The 24,905-nt window shown below is 58.2% G+C and carries 27 protein-coding genes and 1 tRNA gene; 14 read left to right on the top strand and 14 right to left on the bottom strand.

Features of this window, described 5'->3' with window-relative positions; translation table 11 throughout:
• Positions 1–81 precede the first annotated feature (81 nt).
• The 3 genes from BDE40_RS14570 to BDE40_RS14560 all read left to right on the top strand — a co-directional run bounded on the left by BDE40_RS14570 (position 82) and on the right by BDE40_RS14560 (position 2,357).
• Complete coding sequence (locus BDE40_RS14570) at positions 82–714, top strand: YiaD family glycine zipper/OmpA-like lipoprotein (RefSeq protein WP_134015696.1); 633 nt, start codon at positions 82–84, stop codon at positions 712–714.
• 125 nt (positions 715–839) lie between these two features.
• A complete protein-coding gene (locus BDE40_RS14565) occupies positions 840–1,484 on the top strand; it encodes a YiaD family glycine zipper/OmpA-like lipoprotein (RefSeq protein ID WP_134015694.1) in 645 nt (214 codons plus the stop codon).
• A 102-nt stretch (positions 1,485–1,586) separates the two neighbouring features.
• Entirely contained in the window at positions 1,587–2,357 is a 771-nt protein-coding gene (locus BDE40_RS14560) for a FadR/GntR family transcriptional regulator (RefSeq protein WP_134015692.1), read from the top strand.
• Here the strand turns inward: BDE40_RS14560 and BDE40_RS14555 are convergent.
• Together BDE40_RS14555 and BDE40_RS14550 are read right to left on the bottom strand one after the other, a co-directional pair.
• Positions 2,347–3,576, bottom strand: a complete 1,230-nt coding sequence (locus BDE40_RS14555) for a mandelate racemase/muconate lactonizing enzyme family protein (RefSeq protein ID WP_134015689.1) — start codon at positions 3,574–3,576, stop codon at positions 2,347–2,349. The two genes, BDE40_RS14560 and BDE40_RS14555, sit on opposite strands and share 11 nt — an antisense overlap.
• Complete coding sequence (locus tag BDE40_RS14550) at positions 3,573–4,661, bottom strand: alcohol dehydrogenase catalytic domain-containing protein (RefSeq protein WP_134015687.1); 1,089 nt, start codon at positions 4,659–4,661, stop codon at positions 3,573–3,575. Before BDE40_RS14550 ends, BDE40_RS14555 begins: the two co-directional genes overlap by 4 nt.
• 128 nt (positions 4,662–4,789) lie before the next feature.
• Between BDE40_RS14550 and pcaD the strand changes: the two genes are divergently transcribed.
• Both pcaD and BDE40_RS14540 read left to right on the top strand, forming a co-directional pair.
• Positions 4,790–5,575, top strand: a complete 786-nt coding sequence (gene pcaD / locus BDE40_RS14545) for a 3-oxoadipate enol-lactonase (protein ID WP_246030461.1) — start codon at positions 4,790–4,792, stop codon at positions 5,573–5,575.
• Positions 5,576–5,614: 39 nt separating this feature from the next.
• Positions 5,615–6,835: a TCR/Tet family MFS transporter gene (locus BDE40_RS14540; RefSeq protein WP_134015683.1), complete on the top strand. Its 1,221-nt coding sequence runs from the start codon at positions 5,615–5,617 to the stop codon at positions 6,833–6,835.
• On the opposite strand, the gene BDE40_RS14535 is transcribed toward BDE40_RS14540, so the two are convergent.
• From BDE40_RS14535 to fabA, 8 genes are all read right to left on the bottom strand, one after another.
• Positions 6,804–7,994: an endonuclease/exonuclease/phosphatase family protein gene (locus BDE40_RS14535; RefSeq protein ID WP_134015681.1), complete on the bottom strand. Its 1,191-nt coding sequence runs from the start codon at positions 7,992–7,994 to the stop codon at positions 6,804–6,806. The two genes, BDE40_RS14540 and BDE40_RS14535, sit on opposite strands and share 32 nt — an antisense overlap.
• A complete protein-coding gene (locus BDE40_RS14530; protein ID WP_134015679.1) occupies positions 7,991–8,971 on the bottom strand; it encodes a threonine ammonia-lyase in 981 nt (326 codons plus the stop codon). Before BDE40_RS14530 ends, BDE40_RS14535 begins: the two co-directional genes overlap by 4 nt.
• Positions 8,968–9,789 (bottom strand): alpha/beta fold hydrolase, encoded by an 822-nt coding sequence (locus tag BDE40_RS14525; RefSeq protein ID WP_134015677.1) that lies wholly within the window; start codon positions 9,787–9,789, stop codon positions 8,968–8,970. Before BDE40_RS14525 ends, BDE40_RS14530 begins: the two co-directional genes overlap by 4 nt.
• Positions 9,786–10,472 carry a haloacid dehalogenase type II gene (locus BDE40_RS14520; protein WP_134015675.1) on the bottom strand — a complete coding sequence of 229 codons (687 nt, stop codon included), beginning with the start codon at positions 10,470–10,472 and terminating at the stop codon, positions 9,786–9,788. Before BDE40_RS14520 ends, BDE40_RS14525 begins: the two co-directional genes overlap by 4 nt.
• A 56-nt stretch (positions 10,473–10,528) precedes the next feature.
• Positions 10,529–11,311: a metalloprotease gene (locus BDE40_RS14515; RefSeq protein ID WP_134015673.1), complete on the bottom strand. Its 783-nt coding sequence runs from the start codon at positions 11,309–11,311 to the stop codon at positions 10,529–10,531.
• 101 nt (positions 11,312–11,412) lie between these two features.
• Complete coding sequence (locus BDE40_RS14510) at positions 11,413–12,201, bottom strand: enoyl-ACP reductase FabI (RefSeq protein ID WP_134015671.1); 789 nt, start codon at positions 12,199–12,201, stop codon at positions 11,413–11,415.
• 3 nt (positions 12,202–12,204) lie between these two features.
• Positions 12,205–13,434: a beta-ketoacyl-ACP synthase I gene (gene fabB, locus BDE40_RS14505; protein ID WP_134015669.1), complete on the bottom strand. Its 1,230-nt coding sequence runs from the start codon at positions 13,432–13,434 to the stop codon at positions 12,205–12,207.
• Positions 13,435–13,455: 21 nt separating this feature from the next.
• Positions 13,456–13,965: a bifunctional 3-hydroxydecanoyl-ACP dehydratase/trans-2-decenoyl-ACP isomerase gene (gene fabA, locus BDE40_RS14500; protein ID WP_073145299.1), complete on the bottom strand. Its 510-nt coding sequence runs from the start codon at positions 13,963–13,965 to the stop codon at positions 13,456–13,458.
• Between the two features lie 161 nt (positions 13,966–14,126).
• On the opposite strand from fabA, the gene irrA reads away from it, so the two are divergent.
• Genes irrA through BDE40_RS14485 form a run of 3 tightly spaced genes read left to right on the top strand, consistent with a single transcriptional unit; the run spans position 14,127 to position 16,139 of the window.
• Positions 14,127–14,543 carry an iron response transcriptional regulator IrrA gene (gene irrA / locus BDE40_RS14495; RefSeq protein WP_073145298.1) on the top strand — a complete coding sequence of 139 codons (417 nt, stop codon included), beginning with the start codon at positions 14,127–14,129 and terminating at the stop codon, positions 14,541–14,543.
• Between the two features lie 28 nt (positions 14,544–14,571).
• Complete coding sequence (locus BDE40_RS14490; RefSeq protein WP_246030460.1) at positions 14,572–15,243, top strand: DUF1007 family protein; 672 nt, start codon at positions 14,572–14,574, stop codon at positions 15,241–15,243.
• Positions 15,228–16,139, top strand: a complete 912-nt coding sequence (locus tag BDE40_RS14485) for a nickel/cobalt transporter (RefSeq protein ID WP_134015667.1) — start codon at positions 15,228–15,230, stop codon at positions 16,137–16,139. Before BDE40_RS14490 ends, BDE40_RS14485 begins: the two co-directional genes overlap by 16 nt.
• Positions 16,140–16,169: 30 nt before the next feature.
• Here the strand turns inward: BDE40_RS14485 and BDE40_RS14480 are convergent, their stop codons facing one another.
• The 3 genes from BDE40_RS14480 to BDE40_RS14470 form a co-directional block, all read right to left on the bottom strand.
• A complete protein-coding gene (locus BDE40_RS14480) occupies positions 16,170–17,615 on the bottom strand; it encodes a TRAP transporter large permease (RefSeq protein WP_134015665.1) in 1,446 nt (481 codons plus the stop codon).
• Between the two features lie 3 nt (positions 17,616–17,618).
• Complete coding sequence (locus BDE40_RS14475; protein ID WP_121023479.1) at positions 17,619–18,416, bottom strand: TRAP transporter small permease subunit; 798 nt, start codon at positions 18,414–18,416, stop codon at positions 17,619–17,621.
• A 95-nt stretch (positions 18,417–18,511) separates the two neighbouring features.
• Positions 18,512–19,558 (bottom strand): TRAP transporter substrate-binding protein, encoded by a 1,047-nt coding sequence (locus BDE40_RS14470; protein ID WP_121023481.1) that lies wholly within the window; start codon positions 19,556–19,558, stop codon positions 18,512–18,514.
• A 356-nt stretch (positions 19,559–19,914) separates the two neighbouring features.
• Here BDE40_RS14470 and BDE40_RS14465 point away from each other — a divergent pair, with 356 nt between their 5' ends.
• The 3 genes from BDE40_RS14465 to BDE40_RS14460 are packed head-to-tail and all read left to right on the top strand — an operon-like array spanning position 19,915 to position 22,935.
• Entirely contained in the window at positions 19,915–21,012 is a 1,098-nt protein-coding gene (locus BDE40_RS14465; RefSeq protein ID WP_134015663.1) for a DUF4123 domain-containing protein, read from the top strand.
• Positions 21,009–21,668, top strand: a complete 660-nt coding sequence (locus BDE40_RS18240) for a hypothetical protein (RefSeq protein WP_162848099.1) — start codon at positions 21,009–21,011, stop codon at positions 21,666–21,668. The genes BDE40_RS14465 and BDE40_RS18240 overlap by 4 nt, the downstream gene beginning before the upstream one ends.
• Positions 21,669–21,678: 10 nt before the next feature.
• Positions 21,679–22,935, top strand: coding sequence for a phospholipase effector Tle1 domain-containing protein (locus tag BDE40_RS14460; RefSeq protein WP_162848098.1), 1,257 nt, complete (start codon positions 21,679–21,681; stop codon positions 22,933–22,935).
• Positions 22,936–22,948: 13 nt separating this feature from the next.
• On the opposite strand, the gene BDE40_RS14455 is transcribed toward BDE40_RS14460, so the two are convergent.
• Positions 22,949–23,025, bottom strand: a tRNA-Arg gene (locus tag BDE40_RS14455).
• 94 nt (positions 23,026–23,119) lie between these two features.
• On the opposite strand from BDE40_RS14455, the gene BDE40_RS14450 reads away from it, so the two are divergent.
• The 3 genes from BDE40_RS14450 (at position 23,120) to BDE40_RS14440 (ending at position 24,828) form a co-directional block, all read left to right on the top strand.
• The gene (locus BDE40_RS14450) at positions 23,120–23,728 is read left to right on the top strand and encodes a TetR/AcrR family transcriptional regulator (RefSeq protein WP_073145282.1); all 609 of its coding nucleotides are present in this window, start codon (positions 23,120–23,122) and stop codon (positions 23,726–23,728) included.
• Between the two features lie 96 nt (positions 23,729–23,824).
• On the top strand, positions 23,825–24,502 hold the full coding sequence (locus BDE40_RS14445; RefSeq protein WP_134015659.1) for a PspA/IM30 family protein: 678 nt from the start codon (positions 23,825–23,827) through the stop codon (positions 24,500–24,502).
• Positions 24,503–24,540: 38 nt separating this feature from the next.
• On the top strand, positions 24,541–24,828 hold the full coding sequence (locus BDE40_RS14440) for a hypothetical protein (protein ID WP_073145277.1): 288 nt from the start codon (positions 24,541–24,543) through the stop codon (positions 24,826–24,828).
• The last annotated feature ends 77 nt before the right edge of the window (positions 24,829–24,905 follow it).

Genomic DNA, 24,905 nt, shown 5'->3' with positions numbered 1-24,905 from the left:
CTGCCACTTGAAACTTTTTGGCCGCTTGCCAGTTAATAGAACAAGCGCCGCGCTGTCGCGGCTCAACGAGGACATGAAACTATGAAACCTATTCTTTTGGCTCTGCCCGCTGCCGCCATGATTTTGGCAGGTTGTGACGCATCCACTCCGAACCAACGCACCAAGAACGGCGCCCTGATCGGTGCAGCCATTGGTGGCGCTTTGGGCGCGAACTCCACATCCGACAACAAACTAGAGCGCGGCATTATCGGCGCCGCCGTCGGTGGTGCCGTGGGTGGTGCCATTGGCAACAGCCTGGACAAGCAGGCCGAAGAGTTGCGCGGTGATCTGGGCAACAATGTTGGCGTGGTCAACACAGGCTCCGAGCTGCGGGTGACCCTGCCGCAAGATTTGCTGTTCTCCACGGATAGCACAAACTTGCGCCCTGACCTGCGGGCCGACTTGCGTGCCGTTGCCAACAACCTGAACGATTATCCCAACAGCGAAGTGATCGTTGTGGGCCATACCGACAGCACCGGTGACGCGAACTACAACCAGAACCTGTCCGAGCGCCGTGCACAGGCTGTATCCTTCGTGTTGCGTGATGCGGGTGTGTCGAGCTCCCGCCTGCGCACAATCGGCAAGGGCGAAAGCCAACCGGTTGCGTCCAATGACAGCAGCTCCGGGCGCGCACAGAACCGCAGGGTCGAAATCATCATTCGCCCCTACTCCTAAAGCATCGGGCCGGCGGCATGTTTTCGCCGGCCTACGCTTCCCCCTTAACAGACGCACCGAATTGGCCTAATATCTGCCTATAACCCACGCCGCAAAGGCGGGACCCATATACCGAGGCAGGTACCATGACGATCAAACCTATCGCAGCCCTTGTGGCCGCCACGCTTGCTGTCAGTGCGTGTACAACCGACAGCGTTTCCCAAGCCAACAAATCGCAAACCGGCGCCATTATCGGCGGAGCCCTTGGTGGGCTTATAGGTGCGTCAAGCGACGACAACAAAGTGATCAAAGGCATCGTAGGTGCCGGCATTGGTGCCGCCGCTGGTGGCGTGATTGGCCATCAGTTGGACAAGCAGGCTGAAGATTTACGCCGCGACATCCCTAACGAGAACATTGATATCGTAAACACCGGTGAGGAGCTGCGGGTCACCATGCCGCAAGATTTGCTGTTTGCGGTGAACAGTTCTGATTTGCGCTATGATTTGCAGGCTGATCTGCGCGCCTTGGCCGACAACTTGCGCGACTATCCGGACACGACGGTCAACATTGTCGGGCATACCGATGACACGGGTTCTGACGGCTACAATTACGAGCTGTCGGAGCGTCGCGCGCAGGCCGTTGCCTTCACGCTGGAAGACGCGGGCGTCACCCCGTCGCGCATCAGGTCCTACGGGCAGGGTGAGACACGCCCCGTAGCATCCAACGTGACCGAAGAAGGCCGCGCCCAGAATCGCCGCGTCGATATCGTTATCCGGCCAAACGCGGCTTAATCCGGTTTAGAACTGATCATAACGGCCCCCAAGTCGGGGCCGTTTTTTGTTGTCTAACGCGATGACTGGTCATATATTTTTACCAATTAGCGGGGTGTGACGATGCCATTCAAGAAGATCGAGGCCGAAAAACTCTCCAACGCCGTTGTGCGCCAGATCGAGTTGCTGATCTTACGCGGCATCCTCAAACCGGGGGAGCGGCTGCCGTCCGAGCGAGAACTGGCAGAGAAACTGGGGGTCTCGCGCCCTTCCTTGCGTGAAGCCGTTGCGAACCTGCAAGACCGCGGGCTTCTGGCAACCAAGGCGGGGGCCGGAATTTACGTCGCCGAAGTGGTCGGTGCAGCATTTTCAGATGCCTTGGTACAACTGTTCGCGGATCACGATGAAGCCGTCTTTGACTACATTTCCTTCCGCCGCGATCTGGAAGGGCTGGCCGCCGCCCGTGCCGCGCGGCTGGGCTCGGATACCGACCTAAAGGTCGTCGACACCATTTACCGCAAGATGGAAGCGGCGCATTCGAAACGGAACCCCGCCGAGGAGGCGCAACTGGACGCCGAGTTTCACCTTGCGATTATCGAGGCCAGCCACAACGTCATCATGCTGCATATGATGCGCGCAATGTTTCAAATGCTACGCGAAGGTGTGTTCTACAATCGTCAAAAGATGTTCAAACAGCGCATCACCCGCGACACATTGCTGGAGCAGCATCGCACGATCAACACAGCGTTGCTTGCCCGTGACGAGGACGGTGCCCGCGCTGCCGTGGAGGCGCATCTGAACTACGTCGAAGACAGTCTGAAAGACAGCCTCAAGGCGGAGCATAACGAGACGATCGCCAAGCTGCGCCTACAGCACGAAACCTCTAGGTCTTGAGCGGCGCGCCACCGGCAAAGGAATTGCCATTTTGGTAGTCGCACGGCTCTTCCTGCATTTGCAGATGAAGGCCTGTGCCGGTGAAGGGATTTGCCCGCGCCAGATCCTCGTCCAGCGAAATGCCTAGACCCGGTGTTTCCGGTGGTGTGATGTAGCCGTTTTCAACCTTGATTGCCCCGCCGATCAGGTCCGCGTGGAAATCCGTCTCGATGGTTTCGCACATCAGCAAGTTGGGGATGGAGGTCGCCAGATGGATATTCGCCGCCCATTCGACCGGACCTGCATAAAGGTGCGGGGCCATTTCGGCGTTGAAGACCTCCGCCAAGCCAGCAAGCTTCTTCATCTCCCAGATGCCACCAGCGCGGCCCAGTGCGGGTTGTAGGATTTTCACCCCGCCCGTGCGCAGCAAAGTCGCGAATTCTGCCTTGGTGGTAAGGCGTTCACCTGCTGCAATCGGGATGCGCACGGCCTTGGCGACCTCTGCGAATTCCAGCGGATTGTCAGGTGGCAGAGGTTCTTCGAACCACAAGGGATAGTACGGCTCTATCGCCTGCCCCAAACGGATCGCGCCGGACGTGTTGAATTGGCCATGCGTGCCGAACAGCAGGTCTGCGCGGTCGCCCACGGCGTCACGGATTGCCTTGCAGAACGCCACAGACATGGAGATGTCGAACATCGCGGGCTGGTGGCCGGAATGGATTGTGTAGGGACCTGCGGGGTCGAATTTGACGGCCGTGTAGCCGCGTTCCACGGCATCAAGTGCCGCTTCAGCGGCCATTTCCGGAGATGTCCAAAACTCTGTCAGATCATGGTGAGGCAGCGGGTACAGATACGTATACGCCCTAATTTTCGGGTTCATCTTTCCGCCCAACATAGCCCAGACTGGGCGATCCCGCGCTTTGCCGAGGATATCCCAGCAGGCCATTTCCAGGCCGGAAAACGCGCCCATAACGGTCGGGTCTGGCCGTTGCGTGAAACCCGAGGAATAGACGCGCCGGAACATCAGTTCGATGTTTTCGGGGTTTTCACCTTCGATATGGCGCGCAAAGACGTCTTCGATCACCGCGAGCATGGCATCCGGACCAACGGCGGAGGCATAGACCTCTCCGATCCCTTCGATCCCACAAGCGGTCGTCAGCTTGACGAATATCCAATACTGCCCGCCCCAGCCGGGTGCGGGGGGCGACGTTACAATGATCTGCAGGTTCTGGAGTTTCATTTAAACAAAATCACATTGCGGCGCGCAGCGCCTGAGCGCGTGTCGGCAATGGCCTCGTTAATTTGATCCAGACGCCAACGCCCAGACACCAATTCATCAAGCTTCAGGCGTCCTTGTCCGTAAAGGTCGACCAACCAAGGAATGTCGCGCTTGAGGACGACATCACCCATTTTAGTCCCCTTCATCCCTTGCGCCATAGCGCCGAAGATTACCGGCTCGTAGGTCGCTTTGTCGCCCGAGTGGGGCATTCCGACGAGATACATATTGCCGCCAGAGCCAAGGAACCGAGGGGCTGATTCAAACGCGGGAATTGCACCGACTGTGACCATGACGGCATCAGCCATGCGGCCTCCGGTAATCTCGGCCACTTTCTTCCATGGCTTTGGATCGGTCGCCAAAACGCCGTCCGTCGCGCCGAACTCCTTCGCGGCTTCCAGCTTTTCAGGAACCATATCAATCGCTATGATCCGCGCCGCGCCCGAGATTGCGGCACCTTGGATTGCGTTCAAACCAACGCCGCCCGCGCCGATAACTACGACGGTTTGACCGGGGCGCACCTTGGCGGTGTTCACCACCGCGCCGACGCCCGTGACGACGCCGCAAGACAACAACGACGCGGCGTCCATCGGGATCGTGTCAGGGATGCGCGCGATCTGGCTTTGGTCGACCACCGCGCGTTCGGCGAAGGCACCGCAGGCCAGCCCGTGCTCCAACAAACTGCCGTCGGGCATGGAGAGCGGTCCCGACATGCGGTCATAGGGTGTCGCGCATTGCGTCGGCACGCCAGAAGCGCAAGGCGTGCAGGTGGCGCAGGAGCGGATCAGGGTCACAAGCACCGCGTCGCCAATTTTCAACCCGCTGACACCATCGCCCAAAGCGGACACGCGACCCGCGGCCTCGTGGCCATAAACCGCGGGCAGGTCACCGCCCCATCCACCGTCCAGAAAAGAAATGTCTGAGAAACAGATCGCGCAGGCTTCAAGCTCCACCTCGACCTCGCCCGCCTGCGGTGCGCGAAGTTCCACCTCTTCGATGCTTAGAGGTGCGCCGAATTCGTGGCACACGGCGGCTTTGATTTTGGTCATGGCTCGGCCCTCGCAATATGTTGTGTTTGAAGACAACCCGCGAAGCTGGCACATCGCAAGGGCGATGTGCAATATTTCTGCGATGGACCTGCATTTTCGCCCCCAACACGGATCATGAGGCCGCCACTGTGAAATTTGACCTTGGACACATCACCCTGAACGTCGTTGAGGACGGCGACCCGTCCGGCGCGCCTGTTGTGTTCTCCAACTCGCTCGGGACGTCGCTGGAATTGTGGGACAAGGTGATCCCCCTGCTCCCGCAAAACCTGCGGCTGATCCGGTATGACATGCGCGGCCACGGGGCGTCGGATGTGCCGGATGCGCCCTATTCCATGGGCATGCTGATACGCGACGCCGAGGCGTTGCTGGATCACTTAAAGGTACGCGATTGCGTGTTCGTCGGCCTGTCGGTTGGCGGCATGATCGCGCAAGGTTTGGCTACGAAACGGCTGGACCAGATACGCGCCATGATGCTGTCGAATAGTGCTGCCAAGATGGGCCATCCCCAAATGTGGAAGGACCGCATTGCGGCGGTTGAGCAAGGCGGGATCGAGAGCATCGCCGACGATGTTACGAAGCGGTGGTTCTCGCGTGCGTTCCTGAAAACGCCGGAGCTGGCCTATTGGCGCGACATGCTGACGAGCACACCAAAGCAGGGCTACCTTGGGGCCTGTGCTGCGATCGCCGGAACCGACTTTTACACGACCACAGCAGCGTTGACGCTTCCGACACTGGCAATAGCAGGTAGCGAGGACGGGGCCTCTCCGCCAGACCTGATCCGCGAGACGGCCGACCTGATCAAAGGCAGCCGGTTCGAGCTGATCCGCCGCGCGGGCCACCTGCCATGTGTGGAGCAGCCCGAGATTTTCGCGTCCCTGCTGGCGCAATTCTTAAGCGACATTGGCCATACGTAAACCTTGCCTTACACAGCGGTCGCAGCCATTTAGGCCGCTATGACCCGCAACCTGCCCATCATTTTCATTCTGATCACCGTGCTGATCGACGCGATGGGCATCGGCCTGATCCTGCCGGTGATGCCGCAACTTATTCAAGATGTAGGACATACCGACATCTCGGGGGCGGCGGTATGGGGTGGTACCCTGTCGGCGGTGTTTGCCTTCATGCAGTTCATGTTCTCGCCCATGATTGGCTCATTGTCAGACAGGTTCGGGCGGCGTCCGGTGTTGCTAACCTCGAACGCTGCCATGGCCTTTGACTATGTGTTGATGGCATTGGCCGGCACCATCTGGTTGCTGTTGATCGGACGCATCATCGGCGGGATCACCGCCGCGACCCATGCCACCGCCAATGCCTTCATGGCGGATGTGTCCCCGCGCGATAAGAAGTCCCAGAACTTCGGCCTGATCGGTGCCGCCTTCGGCGTCGGCTTCGTCCTTGGCCCCGTGATCGGCGGCTTGCTGGCAGAGCTTGGACCGCGTGCACCGTTTTGGGCGGCGGCGATATTGGCAGGTGCGAATTTCGTGCTTGGCTATTTCGTGTTGCCGGAAACTGTGACGCCTGAAAAGCAACGCCCGTTCCAATGGGCGCGGGCCAATCCCGTGGGTGGGCTGAAAGCGGTCACCGCCCTCCCCGGGCTTGGCGCTTTGCTGTCGGTGTATTTCTTCTACCAGATCGCCAACATGGTTTATCCAGCAATATGGGCTTATTACACCGCCGCCAGCTTTGGTTGGTCCCCAGGTGTCATCGGGGCTTCGCTGGCGATCTATGGTGTGTCCATGGCGATTACTCAGGCCGTGCTGATCCGCTGGGTGATTGCGAAACTGGGAGAGGTGAAAACCGTCTATTGGGGCTTGATCTACAACGCCTGCACTTTGGCGATGATGGCGTTTATTTCCGACGGATGGGTGTTGCTGATGCTTACGCCTTTGGCGGCGTTCGGGGCCGTCGTCGGCCCTGCTTTGCAAGCCGTGATGTCAGGACGCGCTGCCGACAACCAGCAGGGCGAGCTGCTGGGCGTAATGTCATCCATCAACGCCCTAGGCATGATTTTTGCCCCACTGGTGTTCACCCGTGTGTTTTCCTACTTCACCGGAGAGGACGCGCTGTTTTTCTTACCGGGTGCGGCCTTTTTGCTGGCCATGGGATTGATGCTTGTCGCATGGGGAATGGTAGCGCGCGCCCTTACGCGTCCCATAAGCGCAGGTGCGCCATGATTTGCCCATGGTCCGAGGCCAGCTTGTTATAGGGCGCCTCATCATGCGAGCCATCAGTCAGGTGGTCGTTGAACACCGAGAAATACGACATTTCGCCGATCTGATTGATCCCGCCTGTGAAATGGCGCGACAGCAGGATTTGATCGATGCTCTCGAAGACCCCACCAAACGCAGAGGTATAAACCATGTCACGCAGTGACTTGCGGACGAACAGCTTTTCGCAGCTTTCCAGTCGAACGGCTTTGATCTTTTCCTGAATAATCTCGTTCTCAGCGTCGGAGTACCGGTCATTTGCCTTCTTGGCATCGTGCCGCCGCATCCACGCGTAGTTTTTGAACGGACGTTCACCGGCGATGATTTCGGAGCTAACGGCGTTGTCGTTGTCGTTAAGATCGCCCAGCACGATAACAGGGTTCCCTTTGTTGATCTCTTCGACAACCAACTGGCGAAGGACCCAAGCTTCGGCCATCCGGCGGGTTGCAGCACGTAGGGACCCAAGCGCACGACCGACCGGATCATAATTGACCAAGTCGACTTCGGGCGGCTGACCACCCTCGTCGGGGCGCGTGAACTCGCCCAGTTTAGACTTCAGGTGGCAGTTGAAGACCGTGATGATCTGCTTTCCCACTGGAATCCGTGCCTTCAGGATCGGGCGCGACAGGCGGTCGAGACGAAACGAGCCGCCATCCCCGCCGCTCATCATGGCGAAGGGGATCACCAAATCGGGGTCAACTTCCTGAATCACTTCTGGTTTGCCGACGAAGCCATAGCGCGACAAGATCGCGAGGCCGGGTCGACGTTCTCCCGGCTCCCCGTCATTCAGGTTCGGCGCGAACGCCAGTTGCGCGCTAGTATAGTCCTTGTAAGCGAGCTTGCGGAAAATCGCCTTGCGGGCGTATCGCTTGTTGCGATCCGGAACGGCGTCTTCGTTGGAGGCTTTGCCGCGACGGTCCGCCTCCGCGATCACCTCTTGCAGCGGGGCTTTGTCGAAAATTTCCTGAAAACCCACGATATCGGCGTTCAGCGTGAAAACCTGATCGGCCAGCCAGTCTTCCTTCCACGCGTGTTCCTCAGGCGTATATTTCTCGAAGCGATAATACTCCTGATCAGCGGCGATCAGGTTTTTGACGTTGAAGCTGGCAATGGTGAAATCGGTCATACGTCATTCCCGTATTTCGCCAGCGCCATCTGGAACACTTCAGCATCGACATTGCCGCCAGAGGCCACGGCGATGACGTCATCGCCCTCGATTTCGTCCCCGTGATATAGCGCCGCGGCTAGCGCGATTGCCCCGCCCGGCTCCAGCACCACCTTGAGGCGGGCAAAGGCTACTGCCATGGCGCGCAGGCAATCCTCCTCGGGCACCACGAGGCCAGAGCCGCACAAGCGCTTGAGGATCGGGAAGGTAACATCGCCCGGTTGCGGGGTAATGATCGCGTCACATATCGAGCCGGACAGGCTTTTGTTGCGCTTGATCTGCCCCGCTTCCAGCGAACGGGTCACGTCGTCGAAGTTTTCCGGCTCAACGGGGCGGACACGCAACTCCGGCGCTTTGGCCTCCAGCGCCAATGCGATACCAGAGGTCAGACCGCCACCGCCACAGCAGACCAGAACCTCTCGCGCATTTGCGCCAAGTTCAGCCGCCTGCTCCGCAATTTCCAGACCGACAGTGCCTTGGCCTGCAATAACCAAGGGCTCGTCGAATGGCTTGATCAGGGTCAGGCCCCGCTCTGTGGCCAGGCGTGCGCCAATTTCATCGCGGTCCTCGGTTGCACGGTCGTACAAAACCACCTCCGCACCCAACGCGCGCGTGTTCTCGATTTTCATCTGGGGGGCGTCCGCTGGCATGACAATGACCGCACTCGTCCCGTGCTCGCGGGCTGCCAACGCCACACCTTGTGCATGATTACCTGATGAGAACGCAATGACACCCGCCTTGAGCGCATTGTCGGTAAGCGCCGAGACCGCCGACCACGCGCCGCGAAATTTGAACGACCCGGTGTGTTGCAATGCCTCGGGCTTTACGAAAACACGGCGACCAGCAATCTCGTCAACAAACGGGGAGGTCAGAAGCGGCGTGCGGCGCGCATGGCCGTCAATCCGCTTTGCGGCGGCTTCGATCATTTCGATGTTCATCGCATTTCCTCAAGCCATGCTTTAATCGTCAGCAGGGATTCCGGCTCGTCAAGGAATGGGACATGGCCCCGTCCCTGAACGTCGACCGACAGCATGTCCGGTCGGCGTCGCTCCATCTCTGCAGTGGTTTCGCGTGTGAGCAAGTCCGAATTCGCCCCGCGTAAGAGTGCCAATGGCAAACCCTTTAAGGCATCGAAAAAGGGCCATAGATCGGGGTTCAGGTTTTGCGGCCCTGACAGCACAGCTTCGCGCAGTTTGGGATCATAATTGATGTCCAACCCGTCAGGCTTTTTGACATAGTGTTTCTCTGCCTCTTCGCGCCAGCGGCTTTCGGGGACATCCTCAAACCCCGCCATTAGTTTGGCGCGCTGGGCGGTTGCCTCGTCATATGTTTTGAACGTCGGGCGGCGGCCAAGATAGTTTTTGATCGCGTCCAAACCCGGCTCCGCGATGTCCGGCCCGATGTCGTTCAGGCAAACACCCAAAAGCCGGTCTTTAACAGTTGCCGCCAACCCCATGGCGATGATGCCGCCACGCGAGGTGCCCAGGATTGCGGCTTTCTCGATGCCGAGATGATCCAGCAATGCCAGCGCGTCCTGCCCTTCCTGCGGCAAGGTATAAGTCGACGGGTCCGCCCAGTCAGACTGCCCCCGCCCGCGATAATCCATGCGGATCAGGCGCACGTCATTCAGGTGCGGCGCGACATAGTCGAAGTCAGAGCTGTTGCGGGTTAATCCTGAAAGACACAGGACCGGAAGTCCCTCGCCCTCGTCGGTATAGTGCAGGGAAAGTCCGTCCGCGGTCGTAAATTTGCTCATAGGGATGCCGCCAATTCTGGAATTGTTGTCAGGTCGCTGAGGATGTGGGCAGGTGTCCATGGCAAGCGATCGACCGGCTCGGCGGCACGGTTCACCCATGCGGTCGCAAAACCGTAGCCTGTCGCACAAGCCGCGTCCCAGCCGTTGGAGGACACGAACAGCACTTCGTCCTTCGCGCAGCCGAACCGTTTACCGACCAAGTCGTAAACTGACGCATGAGGTTTGAAAACGCCCACATCTTCCACCGACAGGACATCGTCCAGATGTTCGCCAATACCCGCTGACGACACCGCACCGTCGAGCATGTCAGGGGAGCCGTTCGACAAGATCGCTGTGTTCATTCCAGCCGCCTTCAAATGGGCGAGCATGAACGGCACTTCCTTGTAGGCACGCAATTCCCAATATAGGGCGAGCAGGCGTTCCCGAAGCTCCGGATCGTCTAGACCGTTGGCTTCCATGGCCCAGTCCAGCCCGTTTTGTGTCACGTCCCAGAAATCGGCGTGGTCACCGGTTACCGCGCGGAGCCAAGTGTATTGCAGCTGCTTGAGACGCCAGTCACTCGCGACCTTCTGCCAGCAGGCTGCAAGCTTGTCGCGGCCCGGCTCCTCTGCCGCGATACGGGCGGCGGCGGATACGTCGAACAAAGTGCCATAGGCATCGAAAACACAGGTGGTGATTGGCATATGGATTCCTCCGGCTGTGCGGGCAGAGTGGCACAGCCAGAGACCGAGGAAAACGCCTAAAGGTAGCGCATCAACATCGTGAGCCCGCCCCAGAAATGCGCGCCCGCCGTGAACAGGTAGGCCGCCAGTGCCAACACGCCTTGCGGCTTGGTCAGCGGGGTTCTGTGCACCCACGCCTCTGACCAGCTGAACAGCGATTGCGCGCCGAGTATGGCGAAAAAGAACAGTGCCATAGAGTGCATCGCCACGGCAGCGGCAGCCAAAGCCGCGCTCATTCCCAAGGTGACGAAATTTGTGGCACCGGGCGCGAATGTGTCGATCAGGATGCGCACGCAACGCCCGCCATCAAGGGGCCAGAACGGCAACAGGTTGAAGAAGTTCAATGCACCGGTGACGATGGCAAACACCCACAAGAAATGTGCAGCTTCGGCGGAGTATGGCGTGATGACCTCCGACAAGGCGTAGGCCAGCGCCATCGGGGCAAGGCAGATACCCGGCCCCATCAGGGTGATGAAAAAGTCGTGGGCTTGCGTTTCTGGTGCGCGGTCCGATATCGCCACGCCCCCCATCAGCGGGATCAGGCGAAAGCGTGCGTCGTCATGGCCCGCGATGCGGTAAGCGGCAACGTGACCAAATTCATGGATCATCACGGACAGAACGATTGCCACGCCATAAAGCGGACCAAAATACCAAGCGGCTGCCACAAAAGCGAGCACGCCCATGCCGAGGCCCTGGATATCCATGCCAACGACCGTCAGGCCGCGATTGGATACCATCCCTCCGCGAAGGGTGTAGACCATCAATGTGCACAGCACGATTGCAGCGAATAACACGAACATTGCAAAACCTTTGTCAGACCTGACGGCAAAGAACACTGATAAGGTGGCCAAAGAAGGACGTCATATTGGCCCAATTATGGGCAATGACGCTTGTCTTGGCCCTACAGGTTCTCTGGTTGAGGCATGCCGAGCACGTGATAGCCACCATCGACACGGATGATTTCACCTGTCGTGCAGTTGCCGTGATCGCTGGCAAGGTAGACGGCGGTGCCACCCACGGCCTCCAGCGTCGCATTTGCCCGCATGGGGGCGTTCGCCTCGGTCTGGCGGAAGGTTTTGCGCGCGCCACCGATGGCAGCCCCCGCAAGGGTTTTCATCGGACCAGGCGAGATTGCGTTGACGCGGATGCCGTCCGGGCCAAGGTCATTCGCCAGATAGCGCACAGTCGACTCAAGCGCCGCCTTGGCGACACCCATGACGTTGTAAAACGGCGTCACACGGTTGGAGCCCTGATAGGTCAGCGTCAGCAACGTGCCGCCGTCCTTCATCAACGGGGCCGCACGGCGGGCGACGTCAATCAGCGAGTAGCAACTGATGACGAGCGAGTTCTTGAAGTTGTCGCGGGAGGTGTTGATGAACCGTCCCGTCAGCTCGTTCTTGTCCGAAAATGCGATGGCGTGGACGACGAAATCGAGGCCGCCCCACTTGTCTTCAAGTGTCTTGAAACAGGCATCCAGCGAGTCGTCGTCGGTCACGTCGACATCCACCAAAATGTCGGACCCTACGGAAGTCGCTAATGGCTCCACCCGCTTACCAAAGGCATCGCCTTGGTACGAAAACGCCAGCTCAGCGCCCTCGGCCGCCATAGCTTTTGCAATGCCCCACGCGATGGACCGCTCGTTGGCGACTCCCATAATCAGGCCGCGCTTGCCGTCCATCAATCCAGCCATTTCTTATTCCTTGAACTTTGAAAGCAACATGGACCCGTTGGTCCCGCCGAACCCGAAGGAGTTCGTCATCACCGTGTCCAGACCTGCGTTTTCCACCAGCTTGGTGGCAATTTCTTCCGGCTTGAGCGCGGGATCAAGCGTCTCGACATTGATCGAGGGGACGATAAAGTCGTCCTTCAGCATGAGCAGGCAATAGACGGCCTCCTGCGCACCGGTCGCCCCTTGGGAGTGGCCTGTCATCGATTTGGTAGAGCTGATTGGCGGAGTGCTGCCCTCGCCGAACACACGGCGGACGGCCTCGACCTCGCCCACATCACCTACAGGTGTCGACGTGCCATGTGCGTTGATGTAGCTGACCTTGCGGCCCTCCGGGATCGTGTCCATCGCCAAGCGCATCGCGCGCTCGCCGCCTTCACCCGAAGGGGCCACCATGTCGGCGCCGTCGGATGTTGCGCCGAAGCCTGTGACTTCCGCATAGATCTTCGCACCCCGCGCCTGCGCGTGCTCAAGGCTTTCCAGCACCACGATGCCGCCACCGCCTGCGATGACGAAGCCGTCACGGTCCGCGTCAAACGCGCGGGAGGCTTTCGTAGGGGTGTCGTTATACTTGCTGCTCATCGCGCCCATGGCGTCGAAAAGGCAGGACAGGGTCCAGTCCAACTCCTCGCCGCCGCCTGCGAACATGACGTCTTGCTTGCCCATCATGATCTGCTCGGACGCGGCGCCGATGCAGTGCAGCGAGGTCGAGCAGGCCGAGGTGATCGAGTAGTTGATACCCTTGATCTGATACGCAGTCGCCAAATTGGCGGAAATGGTAGAACCCATGCATTTGGGAACCGCAAAGGGTCCAATCCGTTTGGTGGCACCGGTTTTCAGTACCGATTGATGCGCCGCGAACATGGCCGACGTAGACGGCCCGCCGGAGCCTGCGATCAGACCTGTGCGCGGGTTGATGACATCGCTTTCCTCTAGGCCCGCATCGGCAATCGCCTGCTCCATCGCGATATGTGCATAAGCCGCACCAGGCCCCATGAAGCGCAGGCGGCGTTTATCGACATGATCGGCCACGTCGATCTTCAACGTGCCGGCAATCTGGCTGCGAAACCCGTGCTCCGCCATTTCAGGCGAGGCGACGATACCGGAGGTGCCGGATTTCAAGGCTGCGGTGACTTCCTCGGCGCTATTGCCGATTGGGGATACGATCCCCAGACCTGTGACGACGACGCGACGCATGGGCGTGCTCCTCTTTGGACTTTAGCTCTCGGAAAGAGCGACTTTCATATCTTTGACTTCGTAAATCACTTCACCATCCGCTTCCACGATTCCATCGGCGACGCCCATGGTCAGGCGGCGGGTCTGGATCGCCTTGGTGAAATCAATCTTGTAGGTCAGCATTTTGCGATCAGGGCGCACCATGCCTTTCAGCTTCACTTCGCCCACGCCCAAAGCATATCCACGCCCCTGCCAGCCGCGCCAGCCTAGGTTGAAGCCGGTCAGCTGCCACAGGCCGTCAAGGCCAAGGCAGCCGGGCATAATCGGGTTGCCGGGGAAGTGGCATTCGAAGAACCACAAGTCGGGGGTGATGTCGAACTCGGCCAATATATGGCCTTTCCCGTGTGCACCGCCATCGCCGGAGACCTCGGTGATGCGGTCCATCATCAACATGGGCGGCGCTGGAAGCTGCGCGTTGCCCTCGCCAAACAGCTCACCGCGCGCGCATTTCAGCAGTGCGTCCTTGTCAAAGCTCGTTGGGTAATCGCTCATGCCACCCTGCCCCCATATCTCGTTTTGTTACCTTATGTTACACCTAGCATTGGCGCTTTATCGCGTGCAAGGGCCGCCATCCTACAAGCTGCGACTGATTTTCATTTGAAACGTGGGGGGTACAAGCCCTATATGTAAGGCGAGCAAAGGGAATTTGGCGAATGTTGTCGATAGAAACCAAGCGTGGAACCGAATGGCTGGCGGGTGCAGGGTTGCGCCCGACGCGTCAGCGCGTGGCTTTGGCGGAACTTTTGGTTGGCGACGGCCAGCATCGCCACATCACCGCTGAAAGCCTGCACGCGGCCGCAACCGATCAGACCGACGGTGTGTCGCTGGCGACGGTTTACAACACGCTCAAAGCATTCTCCGAGGCCGGATTGATCCGCGAAATCATGGTCGACGGCACCAAAAGCTACTTCGATACACGCGTTGACGACCACCCGCATTTCTTCTGGGAAGACGAAGGCCACCTGACCGACGCCCCGAAAGAGCAGTTGGAAATCGCCTCGTTGCCCGACGCACCCGCTGGTACAGAGATTGCCAAAGTCGACGTCGTCATCCGGTTGCGCCGCACCTGAAACGCCCGCGTCAAGGGAACCTGACCCCATGCTGAACGCCCGAAAAGGTATCGCCGCTGTGCTTGCCTCGATGCTGGCTTCCGGACCCGCGCCTGTCGCGGCCCATCCCCATATTTTCATTGATACCGGTCTCGAGATTATTTTCGACGCCGAGGGGCGACTGACACATGTAAAGGTGACGTGGAACTACGACGATCTTTATTCGCTGCTTTTGGCCGAGGACTACAAGGTCGACGCAGATGGTGACGGCTCCCTTACCCCCGAAGAGCGCAAAGAACTGACGGGTTTCGACGCGGATTGGGTGCAAGGTTACGCGGGCGATTTGGAAGCGGTACTCGACGGCCAGATATTGAAGCTGACACGACCAATCGAGCCGACCGCGGATATGGTGGATGGCAGGATCATCTCGACGCATCTGCGCGAGGTTGTGGGAGCGCCAATTCTGTCGGGTGACCCGATATCATTCAAAGCCTTTGATCCGACCTATTACACGGCCTACGACATGACGCTTCCGGTCACGGTCACAGGGCGTGACGACTGCAAGATTTTGCGTATCGAGCCCGATATCGACGGCCAGCTGGCGCAGATGCAGGCGCAGCTTTTGACGCTGGACGCCAATGCCGACCTTGAAGAAAACGACATCCCGTTGATCGGCGGGGATTTTGCCACCGACATCCGCATCACATGCCCCGCGTTGTAATAGTTCCAGTCGCAATTGCTATTGCAGCGCTGATCTGGCTCTGGAGCAGCGGTGGCTTTGACAGCCTTGCGGCCTTTGCAGCAGGCGAACAACGCGACTTTCAGAACCAGATCGCGCGCACTCTGCGCGCGTTGCGCAGCGGCGACGCGGGCGCGCTTACTCTGCTGATGACGCTGTGCTTTGCCTACGGGTTTTTCCACGCCATCGGTCCGGGCCATGGCAAGGTTCTGATCGGCGGGTACGGTCTTGGTCGTCAGGTGCCATGGATGCGCTTGTCGCTGATCTCGCTTGTGTCCAGTCTGGGACAGGCGACCACCGCCGTCTTGCTAGTCTATGCAGGAGTGCTGGTGTTCAACCTGAGCCGCACCCAGATGGTCGGCGCGGCGGAGGACTATATGGCCCCCTTCAGCTATGCTGCAATCGGGGCAATTGGCTTGTGGCTGACGATACGCGCCCTGCGGAAATTCCTGCGCCGTCATCAAGCGGCCACCCATGACCACGCGCATCATCCCCACGGGGAGGACGGCACCTGCTCGGAATGTGGCCACAAACACGGGCCGAGCCTTGACGAGGTGGAGAATGCCAGCTCCCTGCGTGATGCGCTGATCCTAATCGCGGGCATCGCGATGCGTCCCTGCACCGGTGCGCTGTTCGTACTGATCATCACTTGGCAGATGGGCATCGCGATGGCGGGAATTGCCGGAGCCTTCGCTATGGCGCTTGGCACCGCGGTGGTCACAATTGGGGTCGGCGTTGCCGCGGTGACGATGCGGGCGGGGGTGATCGGATCGTTTGCGTCTTCGCGCGTGGCCACTGGAATTGTGCCCGCCATTGAGTTGATCGCAGGGCTCTTGATCCTGTTCATCGCGTCGGGCCTGTTGCTGCGCGCCATATGAAAAGGCCGCCCCGAGGGGCGGCCAATCATTCTAATTCCCGTATGCGATGGCAGGAAGCCATGTCACGATACTGGGGAAGGCGAACACGATCCCTAGCCCCGTGAGCTGCAGCAGCACAAAGGGGATAACGCCGCGGTAGATGTGGCCCAGTGTGATGTCCGGCGGGCAGACACCCTTGAGATAGAACAGCGCAAAGCCCACAGGCGGCGTCAGGAATGACGTCTGTAACGTCACCGCCACCAGGATGGCGAACCAAACGATAGACGGGTTATCCACCACCCCAAAGCCGTCGACAGGGATGTCCAAAGCCAAAACAACCGGCAACATCAGCGGCATGATGATTAGCGTGATCTCGATCCAGTCAAGCAGGAAGCCCAGCAGGAAGATGATGAACAAGATGAACAGGACCACCAGATACTTGTCGTCGAAGGACGACAGCACCAGATGCTCGATGATCTCGTCCCCGCCAAAGCGGCGCAGAATGAAGGCAAAGAAATTCGCGGCGATGAAGATACCCACGATATAGCCCGACGTATTCAGCGTCTGGCGCATCACGTCCTTGAACACTGTCATATTCAGCTTGCGGTTCAGGAACGCCAGAATGGTCGCCCCCATGGCCCCCAGACCGGACGCCTCGGTGGGTGTGGCGAAGCCGAAGAAGATCGAGCCGAGCACCAGCAGGATCAGCGCCATTGGCGGCATCACCGACAAGGCGGTTTCCTTGATGATCGTCATGTCGACCGGAGGGCGGTTTTCAGGCACCGGCATCGCTTTGGGATTAACCAAGCCATAGACGATCAGGAATACGATGTAGAGCACGCCCAACAAAAGGCCGGGGAACAGCGCGCCCATGAACAGGTCACCAAGCGAGATGGCCAACTGATCCGACATGATCACCAGCATGATCGACGGCGGAATTAGAATGCCCAACGTGCCGGACGCCGCGATCGTACCCGTCGCGATGGGTTTGGAGTAGTTCTGCGCCATCATTGTCGGGATACCCATGACGCCTAACAGCACCACGGAAGCTCCAATGACGCCAGTCGAGGCCGCTAGGATGATGCCAATCAGCATGACCGACAGCGCCAGCCCGCCTTTCAGCGCGCCAAACAGAACCTGCATCGCCTTCATCATGCGTTGTGCCACGCCGGACTGGTCCAGCATCAACCCCATGAAGATAAACATCGGCAAGGCGACAAGCACCGGGTTGTTGATAATCCCGCCAAAGAAACGGCTGCCATTGGCAAAGAGCTTCGTGTAGGTGATGCCGGTTCGGTCGAATTCTATGAATTCGTTGATGTATTTGCGGTTCGGATCAAGCACGAATTCGCCCAAAACGATGAATACCAATGACACCCCCACAAGGGCGTAGGCCACCGGAACACCACGAAACAACATCACAATGAAGACCGCAAACATCAGCAGAACAGACCATTCGTTCAGCGTCAGGAAGTTAAATAGGGAAAGCAGTTGCATGAGTTACGCGTCCTTCGCTGAATTGCGCGATAGCGCATAGCCCACGACCAGCAACACTAGGATAGTCGCGATAGCGATGTAGCCTGTTTGCTCGAAAATGGGTTCTTTGGTGATGCGACGTGGATTTAGATCGGGCTGGCTCAACGCGTAGAACCAATAGGCCGCATAGTGGATAATGCGCGTCAGGAAGAACAGCATCGCAGGCAAGCTCCAAAGGACGACTTTGTGCAGCGAAACCGACGAGAAGATTGCTAGATTGCGCCGGAAAACACCCCATGCTGCAATAATCGCAATGATGAACATCACCGGCAGCGAGGACTTCAGCAGGTAGAGGTGGTGCAACCCGTTGGGGCTACTCGACCCTTCAAGCGCCACGATAGACGACCACGCATAGTGCAGCAGAATATCAGTCATGATGACCAAAAATGGCAGCAGCAGCCAGCCAATCGCGAAGACCTCGATCCTCGCCTTTTTGGCGGGTGAATAGTTTTGGTGCAAAATGTCGACGCGCACATGGCTTTGCGTGGTGATGGCATAGGCGAAGCCTGTGAGCATCGCAAAGCCGTAAATCCACCATTGCGCATCATCAAGCCATGCTTGGTTCACACCGCTTTGGCGCAAGATAACCTGAGCCACGATGCCCACCATCAAGAGCGGAAACAGCCATGCAACGACATTTCCGACATTGATCATCAGGCGGTCAGGCCAGCCGTGATGCTCGCGATCTACGTCACCGGGATCGGTGATCGCGATGGAGACATCATCCAGCCCTCCGGCCAGTTCTACAGTTTCACCGGACATGTTGTTCTCCCCCGCCCCGCTCGGAACGTCCAAATCTTTGGAAAAAGGGCGGCCGACCGGGCCGCCCTCAAAGTTTTAATCTCTAACTGCGCGCCTTAGTTGCGTGGGCGTGGCAGGTAGATGTTGTCGTTCCAGACTTTGTAGCCGGCACGGTATTCTGCCAAGTCAGCCCAGACTTCCGCGAAGAGTGGATCTTCTTTTGCCAGATCGGCCGCAACTTCGTTCCAAGTGCTCTCGAACAGGTCAAGAAGCTCTGGCGACCACTGACGGATTTGAACGCCGTTCTTTTCGGTGTTCTCTACCATGGCTTCAAAGTTGGTCGCTTCGCCTTCCGCAAGGTTGGTCGTGATGTTGGCCAAGCAAGCCACTTCGATTTGTGCCTGTGCCATTTCGCCAAGACCTTCCCACGCGTCTTTGTTGACCAGCAGTTCGAACAAAGTGGACGGCTGGTGCCAGCCGGGGAAGTAGTTGAACTTCGCGATTTTGTGGAAGCCCAAGCGCGAGTCGATGCGTGGCATGGAGAACTCGGTCGCGTCGATCGCGCCACGCTCAAGTGCCGGGAAGATATCCGACGCGCCAAGAAGCGACGTAGAGACGCCGATCTTTTGCATGACTTCAGCACCAAGGCCAAAGAAGCGCATGTTCAGACCTTGCAGGTCTTCAGCGGAATTGATTTCGTTCTTGAACCAACCGGAGGTTTCCGGCGCAATCACACCGCAAGGCGTGACGTGCACGTCGTAGCCGGCTTCGTCATACATACGCTGCCAAAGTTCTTTGCCGTCATCATACAGAATCCAGCCAAGGAATTCGCCAGCTTCCGGGCCGAACGGCACAGCGGCAAACAGCGAGGCGGCCGTGATTTTACCCTGCCAATAACCGGAGGTCGTGAACGCGGCGTCGACAGAGCCGTTCGATACGGCGTCCAACGCCTCCAAAGTCGGGACCAGCTTGCCGGGGTCAAAGTGCTCGAATTCGACTTCGGTCGAAATCGAGTTCAACTTTTCAACAAAGTCCGTCGCGGCAGTGCCAAGGATCGGAAGGTTTTTGCCGAAGGCAGATGTCATTTCCAGCACGTCTTGTGCTTGAGCTGAGCCAGCAGCGACCGATAGGCCAAGCGCGGCTGCGATTAGGTTGGTTTTCATAGTATCTCCTCCCAGAGAGCTAAATTGGTAATATTTTTTCACCACATTGGGGTTTTGCGTCAGTAGAGCGCCGTCAGCAATACCCAGAATTTAGTAGACTAGAGCCAAAACAGCGATGTTGGCAGCCCCTTAGTGGGAAAACAGCGATCTGATTCAATTTTCTGACGGGTCACAAGCATCTGACACCGGCTTCGCGCAACAGCCGCGCAAACCGATTCGGGCGAGCCTGACACCCGAAAAAGAGAGTCTCCGCTATACTATTGCCATGATGTTTTTGCTCTCTATACCTAAGAGACATTGAATCTAAGAATTTGGCCCAGACTTAAAATGCGAATTGATATCCGGTGAATAGTGCCGTGACTGCCCCACTTGACCCTTGGCTGCTGGTGAAAGCGCTGGAGGATGCTGCGCCCCTTGATGCTCAATTCGGGTCGCCTGCGCTGCAGATGCCGGAGGAGCTGAGTGAGCCGTTATTTGGTGATCCCGACCCAAAGGCAGATTACGAGGCATGGGGTGGGAAAGAAAATCTGCCGCCCCTAAAAACTTATGCACTGCTTGATGCCGCCTGCCATCCGGCGCTGCCTAATATTCTGGACACCTCGGATCTGAACCACAAATGCCTGTTCACCGGCAAGGCGCTTGAAGAGCTTGGCGAGGCGGCCCCCTGGCTTGTCGAGCTGGAGCCCGACCACAGCCTGACACGAAAGCTGATGACGACCGACACCGCCCCGGGTGGGTTGTGGGAAAAGCAGCTGGGCATCTTCCTACGTTCGCGCGTGGATATGAACAGCCTGTGGAAACACTTGCGGCGATTCACCCGTCTGCGTGACGAAACCGGAAAATGGTACTTCTTCCGGTACTGGTCCCCACCGATCTGCACACGGCTGATGGCCATGGGCAATCACCCCGACGTCGCCCCGCTGGTCTCCGCAATGTTCCCCTCTGGGACCGAAGCGCTGTCGATGGTCGTGACTGCCCCCAGACAGGCGGCAATACTGTCGCGCGCTCCGGGAACTGTCGCACCGCGACGCGGAACCCGTGTAATACTGACCCCCGAAATACGCGCGATTATGCGCCAGATCAGGCGTGAGCAGGAATTCGACGACATCTCGGTCGTCGCGCACCGGCATAGTTCCCCCCAAACCGGACTTACCCTCGACGAAAGCCTTTCGGAGTTAGAACATCTGCGGCACAAGGTTTTTGAAATGGGCTTCTGGCGGCGCGACCACATCGCCAAGATTTGTTGCTGGGAGCTGATCCTCGGGCCTAATTTCATTTCGGAATATGCGAATGGCGCTATTCGGTCTATCCTGATGGGAGCAGAAGCGGCCCATTATGCGATTCAGGACATCGAGAAGTTTCTGGATGCCCAAGCCGAAGCCCAACGCGAGGGTCTTCAACACATCCGTGGCGACGCGGCACATGGAGATACCGATATATGGACGGAGATATGAACAGTGCGCACCCTTCCCCAAAACGGCCACGTCGCGCCCTTGTGGTGGTGTTCGGCGCCTGCGTCGCGTTTCTGGCGGGGGCTGCGATGATATTCGGGTTTGGCCAATCGCGCCCGAAATCGCTTAGCTTGTCGGTGCATTCCCATGTGGCGGCACCCGCCGTGAAGCGATTGGTTCAGAACGGACGTATGGTTGTAGAGCTGTCGACCAAAGGGCGTAACGAAGGCGGGCCGACCACCTATGGTGACCGCTCCGACGACTTGCTGCAGTTCGAGCTAAGCTGGTACGACATTGTCGCCAAACAAACCTACTCGGCGCAATTCGAGCTGCCTGCCAAGAAGCTGTCGACATTCGGAGATGATAAAGATCACGCCTCAATCGACATTGTGTCCGGCCCCGGCGCGGATGTGAAGGTGACCACGCCCAATCCCGAAGCGCTGCGTTTGGTCGGCTTGCGGCAAACCGACAAGATCACACCTGAAATGGATGCACCCGTTGTGCTTTTGGAACTCTGCGCCAAGCCGGTCGCTGCATCACAGCCTCTGGCTCAAGAGCTGGCCGCCGGCGTCGAGGACTGGTCACGGGACCGCGCCCTTGAACAACGTAAACGGTATCTCGCATCAAATCCCGCGCCTCGTTCGCGCTGCGCATCGTAAGGAGCATCAAATGGGCACCTCTGAAGACCAAGATCCAGCCGCAGCGAACGACGCCGCACGCAGTGCGGGCAACGAAGTGGGCACTGATCCGGCTGATACCATCGCGGTGGCCTGCGACCTGCTGCGGATTGGGGTGTTCTTCGATGGCACGAAGAACTCGCGTGACCACACCGTGGCCGTCGAGGCTTGGCACACCAATGTCGACTTGCTGGAACACCTGTATCTGGAAACCCAAGGCGAGCCCGAATGGATCACGGTCAATGGTGAACGCAGACAGGCGAAATTCTTCAGCCGCTACGCGCGTGGGATCGGCGTCGAAGACGACGGCGGCACCACCACCCGCGGTCTTGCGTGGGGTACCGGAGACGAAGGTGTGGAGACCCGCGTAGCCAACACGATTGACGAGTTGCTGAACGACATCCGGACCAAAGCCTCGGGCATGGAGCCCTGCGACATATGGTTTGACACTTTCGGCTTCTCTCGTGGGTCGGCGGCTGCCCGAGATTTCGCCAACGGTGTGAAAGACGGCGAGATCACTTTTGGCGCTGCAACTATGAAAGTTAAATTCATGGGCTTGTTCGACACCGTGTCCTCGGTGGGCAACGCGGGCAATACCGGCAACTACGAAGGTGTAAGCCTGAACACATCCATCGCGACCGCGGAAACAATTTTCCACATCACCGCCAAGGATGAAATTCGGGAATATTTCCCGCTCACCCTCGCAAGCCACGGCAGGCGGATTCAGATGGTGGGTGCGCATTCCGACATCGGTGGTGGGTACTGGCCCACCAACGGCACGCCGGATCAAGATACCTTCACCTACGACCCCGAAGACTATCCGGGGGTTACCGCGTTCTATCAGGACCGCTGGGGCGTCACGAACAACTCCCCCGGCACGGGAGACAATGACAGCGTTACGACCACGGTCGATGAAGGCTACATCTGGGACACCACCGAGCGGGTTATCTCGACCTCGTCGCATCACGGCCTGCAATTTGTGTCACTCAATCTGATGTTCGACCACGCAAAAGAGGCTGGTGTCCCGATTGGTGAAAGCCTGCCCGACTCTATCGAAGGGTCTCAGGTGAGTATGGATGCAAACTTGACCGCCTATTACGAGGCTCTCAAGTCAGGCGCCGTACGGCCGGAGCTTGAGCAAGCGATCCGCCGCCGCTATGCGCATTTCTCGTCCAACAACTACAGCACATGGGGACAAAGCCCCAACCTGCCGCAGACCAATGGGCGACGGGTCGTTGCGACGATGTAGCGTTTTTGGCTAATGGCGATCCCTGAAGGACTCGAACCCTCAACCTGCTGATTAGAAGTCAGCTGCTCTATCCAGTTGAGCTAAGGGACCGCTGCCCGCTTATTGCGAAAGGCGGCATCGAAACGCAAGGGCTTTGCTTCTTTATCGCCACTGGTTAAACGTGAACATAGTTCAAGGGGGCCATATGGCGGGTAAAGTTCAAAAGAAGCGCGAAGATTTGCGTGCAAAGCTTATTGACCTTGCTGAGGAGCGGATCAAGGTCGGCGGCATCTCGGCGGTCCGCGCCCGTGACCTTGCCAAGGAAGCAGGCTGCGCGGTCGGAGCCATCTACAATGTCTTTGGCGACATGAACGATCTGGTGATGGCCGTGAATGCACGCACGTTCAAGCGCGTTGGTGCTCAGGTCTCAGCTGCGGTCGCGGCGGAACCTCCCGGCCATCCCGTCAAAACCATGATCGCGATGTCCCATGCCTACCTGCACTTCGCGCGGGACAACACTCCCGCATGGCGCACCCTTTTTGATCTAGAGGTCTCGACCGAAGAATCTGTACCGAAGTGGTATCTTGAAGAATTACAAAAGGTGTTTTCGCTGATTGCTGATCCGCTCAAGCGAATCTTCCCCGATATGTCGCCCGAAGATGTGAGTCTTATGACCCGTGGGCTGTTCTCCTCGGTGCATGGAATCGTGCTTTTGGGGCTGGAAAAGCGGATCTCAGGTGTCCCTATTGATCAACTTGAACACATGATTACCCTTGTTTTCAGTCACTTAACCTCCACTCCGTCAGAAAAGTGAACATTGTTCAAAATATTTCTTGAACAATGTTCAGAAACACGTATCTTGAATTCATGAACAGCGTTCACGAAACGCTACCATGTAGGAGAGACCAAGATGTTTTTGACTTTGAAGACCCTTATGACCGGTGCGAACGCCCGGGCCGAAGAAAAGGTCCGCGACGTCTATGCCATCGAATTGATTGAACAAAAGACCCGTGAAGCCTCAAGCAGCCTCGCCGCTGCCAAGGCGACGCTTGCCAGCCTGATCCAACGCCACCGCGGCGAGGATCGCCAGGTCCGCTCGATCGAGGCCCGCGTATCTGACCTTACAGATCGTGCCACAAAGGCGCTGGACGATGACAACGAAGCCATAGCCACCGAGGCGGCCAACGCGATCGCCCAGCTTGAAAACGAGCTGGAGGTCCGTCGCCAAACCCTCGCCCGCCTTGACCAGCGCATTATGCGTCTGCGTCAAAGCATCGAGACCGGCCATCGACGCATCATCGACCTGAAGCAAGGGGCCATCACGGCAAAGGCCGTGCGCTACGAGCAGTCGATACAAGCCAAGCTGAACACAACCCTGCAAGGGCAATCCAGCGTGGCCGAGGCGGAAGAGCTGATCGCCAACGTGTTGAAGAAGGACGACCCGTTCGAGCAGGCAGAAATCCTCGCCGATATCGACCGCGACCTGAGCCACGAAACGCTCGCAGATCGCATGTCGGATGCCGGATACGGTGCCGCGACACGGGCCACGGGGGCAGATGTCCTCAAGCGCCTGAAGTCCAAGAAATAACCCATTCAAACCCAATATCTAAGACAAGGAATAATCCAATGAACAATGCATTCAAATCCGACAACGCCCTGATCATGATGGTGAATTTGGCTGGTGTTTTTATCGCCTATGGTATGCTGGCACTGTCGCTCTACATGTCTCCTGACGTGCCGCTGGCCACCAAAGGTTACTGGGGTATCGGTATCCTGATGCTGTCGCTCAGTTTGGTGAACTTCGTCAAATATCGCTTTGACGAGCGGATCAACGAAGACCGCATCCAGCAAATCGAACGCGCCAAGAACGAGAAAATCCTCGAGGACTACGTGACGGTCGACAAAGCTGCTTAACCGATCCTCACGATAGCGACCGCGCCCTCCTCCCCGGGGGCGCGGTTTTTCTTGATTAAAGCACGCAAACCTTGTCC

It is taken from the genome of Litoreibacter halocynthiae, assembly GCF_004365635.1.
Taxonomy (GTDB): Bacteria; Pseudomonadota; Alphaproteobacteria; order Rhodobacterales; family Rhodobacteraceae; genus Litoreibacter; species Litoreibacter halocynthiae.
The sequence above is the reverse complement of the archived record's forward strand: the minus strand, read 5'-3'. Positions and strand labels throughout refer to the sequence as shown.